This is a genomic window from Streptomyces sp., from assembly GCF_036566765.1.
Taxonomy (GTDB): Bacteria; Actinomycetota; Actinomycetes; order Streptomycetales; family Streptomycetaceae; genus Streptomyces.
The window spans coordinates 1-4,199 of sequence record NZ_DATCVQ010000746.1 but is presented as its reverse complement, the minus strand read 5'-3'; the positions used below and the strand labels follow the sequence as shown (position 1 = coordinate 4,199).

Sequence of the window (4,199 nt, the reverse complement as noted above, 5' to 3'; positions counted from 1 at the left end):
GCCCGTCGAAGTCGGCCTCGTACGGCCCGTACGGGGTGTAGTGGAGGTGCGCCGTCCACACGTCCACCTCGTGCTCCCCGTCCATCCGGATGCGGACGCCGGCGGCCGAGCCGGTGCTGATCGAGCGGACCGTGTACGCCGACTGGATCTCACCGGCCGTCGGGGCCGTTGCCCCCGACTGCGCCTCGGTCACCCAGCGCCTGTACGTGACCACGACCCACGAGGGCCGCCCGGTGGAGTGGTCCGACGACCGCTACCGCCCGGACGCGGTGAGCTTCACGGTCCACAACTCGATAGGCAGCAACGCTCTGGTCCGCACGACGGCGGGATGAGGCACCGCGGGACGGGGACGCGGACCGCCTCGGGACCGTGATCGCCGCGGCACGACCCACCGCGCTTCGAGCCGCCATCGGGCAGACTGGATGTTTGGCCGTTACGGGAAGGACTCAAGCGTGAACGGACCTCTCATCGTCCAGAGCGACAAGACGCTGCTGCTGGAGGTGGACCACGAGCTCGCCGACGCCTGTCGGCGGGCCATCGCGCCGTTCGCGGAGCTGGAGCGGGCTCCCGAGCACATCCACACGTACCGGATCACCCCGCTCGGCCTGTGGAACGCCCGGGCCGCCGGGCACGACGCCGAGCAGGTCGTCGACGCGCTCGTCGAGTACTCCCGCTACCCCGTGCCGCACGCGCTGCTCGTCGACGTCGCCGAGACGATGGCCCGCTACGGGCGGCTCACGCTCTCCAAGCACCCCACCCACGGCCTCGTCCTCACCACCACCGACCGGCCCGTCCTGGAGGAGATCCTCCGCTCGAAGAAGGTCCAGCCGCTGGTCGGGGCCCGGATCGACCAGGACACCGTCGCCGTCCACCCGTCCGAGCGGGGCCAGATCAAGCAGACGCTGCTGAAGCTGGGCTGGCCTGCCGAGGACCACGCCGGGTACGTCGACGGCGAGGCGCACCCCATCGAGCTGGCCGAGGACGGCTGGGCGCTGCGCCCGTACCAGAAGCAGGCCGTCGAGGGCTTCTGGCACGGCGGCTCCGGCGTCGTCGTGCTGCCCTGCGGCGCCGGCAAGACGCTGGTCGGCGCGGGCGCGATGGCACAGGCCAAGGCGACCACGCTGATCCTGGTCACGAACACGGTCTCCGCCCGGCAGTGGAAGCACGAGCTGGTGAAGCGGACCTCGCTGACCGAGGACGAGATCGGCGAGTACTCCGGCACGCGGAAGGAGATCCGGCCGGTCACCATCGCCACGTACCAGGTCCTCACGACCAAGCGGAAGGGCGTCTACCCGCACCTGGAGCTCTTCGACTCCCGCGACTGGGGCCTGATCGTCTACGACGAGGTGCACCTGCTGCCCGCGCCGGTCTTCAAGTTCACCGCCGACCTCCAGGCGCGCCGGCGCCTCGGCCTCACGGCGACCCTCGTCCGCGAGGACGGCCGGGAGTCGGACGTCTTCTCCCTCATCGGGCCGAAGCGGTTCGACGCGCCGTGGAAGGAGATCGAGGCGCAGGGCTACATCGCGCCCGCCGACTGCGTCGAGGTCCGGGTGAACCTCACGGACTCCGAGCGCCTCGCGTACGCGACGGCCGAGACGGAGGAGAAGTACCGCTTCTGCGCCACGACCGCGACGAAGCGGAAGGTGACCGAGGCGCTGGTGAAGAAGTTCGCCGGGCAGCAGACCCTCGTCATCGGCCAGTACATCGACCAGCTGGACGAGCTCGGCGAGCATCTGAACGCGCCGGTCATCAAGGGCGAGACGTCGAACGCGCAGCGCGAGAAGCTCTTCGACGCGTTCCGGAACGGCGAGATCAGCGTCCTGGTGGTGTCGAAGGTCGCGAACTTCTCGATCGACCTGCCGGAGGCGACCGTCGCCATCCAGGTGTCGGGCACCTTCGGGTCCCGGCAGGAGGAGGCTCAGCGGCTCGGCCGGGTACTGCGGCCGAAGGCCGACGGGCACCAGGCGCACTTCTACTCGGTGGTCGCCCGGGACACCATCGACCAGGACTTCGCGGCACACCGGCAGCGGTTCCTGGCGGAGCAGGGGTACGCGTACCGGATCATGGACGCGGACGAGCTGCTGACGAAGAGCACGGAGGACACGGAGACGAGCGAGGGCTAGGGAGCGGGCCGCCACTCGTAGGTGCGGGTGCCGGGGACCTTGGTGCACAGGAGGGCGTAGCCCTCGGGGCTGAAGCCGACCGAGAGGAACTCGTCCGCCGTGCACGGGGTGAAGGGCGTGGGGCCGTCGGGGTCCGGCAGACCCACGGTGGCGTCGCTCGGCATGGCGGTCGGTGCGGAGGTCCGGGGCGACGTCGGTGCGGAGCTCGGTTCCGACGTCGGTGCGGAGCTCGGTGCGGCCTGTGTCGCGGGCGGTGACGACGACGGTGGCGTGCCGGGCGACGCGTTCTTCTCGCCGTCGTCGCCCGTGGTCAGCGCGACGGCGACCGCCACCGCGAGCGCGGCCGCTCCGGCCGCCGCGACGGCCAGGATCCGGGCGCGGCTGCCACCGGTCGTGACGGCCGCCGGCGCCGCGTCGGGCGGCGGCACGTCCCCGAACTGGTCGGGGACGACGAAGGGTTCGCCCTCCCACAGCACCGGCCACCGCTCCGGCCCGAGCGCCTGCCGGGCGCGGGCTAGTTCGTCGCGGGCCGCCGCGGCCGGCGGACGCGCCTCGGGGCGGGCGTCGGTCATGCGGGCGAGGAGGGCGGGCGGGGCGCCCAGGTCGCGCAGGACGAGCCCGGCCGCGTACACGTCCTGCGCGGGCGAAGCGCCCTCCCCGGCACGGACCTCCGGCGCGAGGTAGTCGGGGGTGCCCGTCACGAAGCCGGGCGAGGTGAGGTGGACGTGCGGCAGGATCCGGGCCACGCCGAAGTCGCCGAGGAAGACGTGCGGGCGGCCCTCCCCGGTAGCCGCGAGCAGCAGGTTCGACGGCTTGACGTCGCGGTGCACGAGACCGGCCGCGTGCACGGCGGCGAGGGCGTCGAGGAGCTGCTCGGCGAGCAACAGGCCGATCTCCGACGGCAGTTCGCCGTAGTCCGCGAGGAGTCCGGCGAGGGTTCCGCCGCGCACGAGCGGCAGTACGAGCCAGGCCTCGCCGTCCCGGACGAACCAGTCCACGGGCGCGAGGACGTGCGGGTGCCCGATGCGTACGGACTGCTCGCAGACCAGCCGGAGCAGTGACTCGACGTCCGCGTGCCCCGACACCTTCACGGCGACGTCGACGACGCCTCCGCCCGTCCCCCCGCCGGCCGTTCCCCCGCCCTGCGTGTCGACCGCCCGCCAGACCGTCCCCTGCGCCCCGCGCGCGATCGGCGTGACGAGCCGGTACCGGCCGGCGAGCATCCCCCCTGCCTCCATGCGCGGAAGCGTACTCCCGCGCAGGGAGGGGGTGTTCAGGACGAGACGGTGACCACGACCGTGGTGCCGCTGGCGAGGACCGAGACCGCCTCCGCGCCCTTGGTGGCGGTCAGCGTGCCGGCGACGTCCACCGCCGTGTAGCCCTTGCCCTCCAGCTCCTTGCGGTACGCGGCGAGAACCCCCTCGGGGTTGTCGGTGGCGTACGTCAGGACGTAGGCGCCCTTGTCGCCGGTGACCGAAGTCAGCTTGCCGGTCGGCAGCGGCAGTCCGGCGGGCAGGTCCTTCGGGGCTTCGACCTCGCCGGAGGGCGCGTCCTCGGCCGGGGCCCCGGGTGCGGAGCTGGCCGAGGGTCTGGCCGAAGGGGCCGCGTCGTTCTTGGTGTCGGAGCCGCCGCTCTGGCAGGCCGTGAGCCCGAGGCCGGCGACGAGGAGGGCGGCGAGAAGCGGCGAAGTGCGCGTCCGGGACATGGTGATGAGGACCAATCAGCTAGTGGATGCGTTCCGACAGGAGATTGACACATGAAAACTCTCTTTGACAAGTGTCAATCACGCTCCTAGCGTGACCTCATGGACGAGACCGCGCGGACCCGCAATCTGGACCTCCAGCGCCAGTGGTACGGCGCCCCCCTGGGGGAGCTCTGCAGAGACCTCTGCGGGCTGTTCGGGGTCACGCAGTCGGGTCTCGCGGAGATCGTCGGGATCTCGCCGGCCATGCTCAGCCTCGTGATGCGCGGGCAGCGCGCCCGGATCGCCAACCCCGACGCCGCGGCGCGGCTCTCGGCGCTGGTGCACCTCGCCCAGGACGTCCGCGGCGGCGCGGTGCCGGCCGGGGCGCTGGC

At 72.4% G+C, this 4,199-nt stretch carries 3 protein-coding genes and 2 pseudogenes; 3 read left to right on the top strand and 2 right to left on the bottom strand.

Annotated elements, in window-relative coordinates; genetic code table 11:
- Positions 1 to 83: 83 nt before the first annotated feature.
- Positions 84 to 332 (top strand): annotated as a pseudogene (locus VIU94_RS43170) (GntR family transcriptional regulator); the annotation flags it as partial.
- Positions 333 to 452: 120 nt separating this feature from the next.
- Complete coding sequence (locus VIU94_RS43165; RefSeq protein ID WP_331920939.1) at positions 453 to 2,123, top strand: DNA repair helicase XPB; 1,671 nt, start codon at positions 453 to 455, stop codon at positions 2,121 to 2,123.
- On the opposite strand, the gene VIU94_RS43160 is transcribed toward VIU94_RS43165, so the two are convergent.
- Both VIU94_RS43160 and VIU94_RS43155 read right to left on the bottom strand, forming a co-directional pair.
- Entirely contained in the window at positions 2,120 to 3,361 is a 1,242-nt protein-coding gene (locus tag VIU94_RS43160; RefSeq protein ID WP_331920937.1) for a serine/threonine-protein kinase, read from the bottom strand. The genes VIU94_RS43165 and VIU94_RS43160 overlap by 4 nt on opposite strands.
- A 35-nt stretch (positions 3,362 to 3,396) precedes the next feature.
- Entirely contained in the window at positions 3,397 to 3,828 is a 432-nt protein-coding gene (locus VIU94_RS43155) for a hypothetical protein (RefSeq protein ID WP_331920935.1), read from the bottom strand.
- Positions 3,829 to 3,927: 99 nt separating this feature from the next.
- On the opposite strand from VIU94_RS43155, the pseudogene VIU94_RS43150 reads away from it, so the two are divergent.
- Positions 3,928 to 4,199, top strand: a pseudogene (locus VIU94_RS43150) (DNA-binding protein); the annotation flags it as partial.

Bases quoted from the DNA above. Each gene is read 5' to 3' on its own strand.
- VIU94_RS43155 (WP_331920935.1), bottom strand. From the start codon at position 3,828: ATGTCCCGGACGCGCACTTCGCCGCTTCTCGCCGCCCTCCTCGTCGCC.
- VIU94_RS43160 (WP_331920937.1), bottom strand. From the start codon at position 3,361: ATGGAGGCAGGGGGGATGCTCGCCGGCCGGTACCGGCTCGTCACGCCG.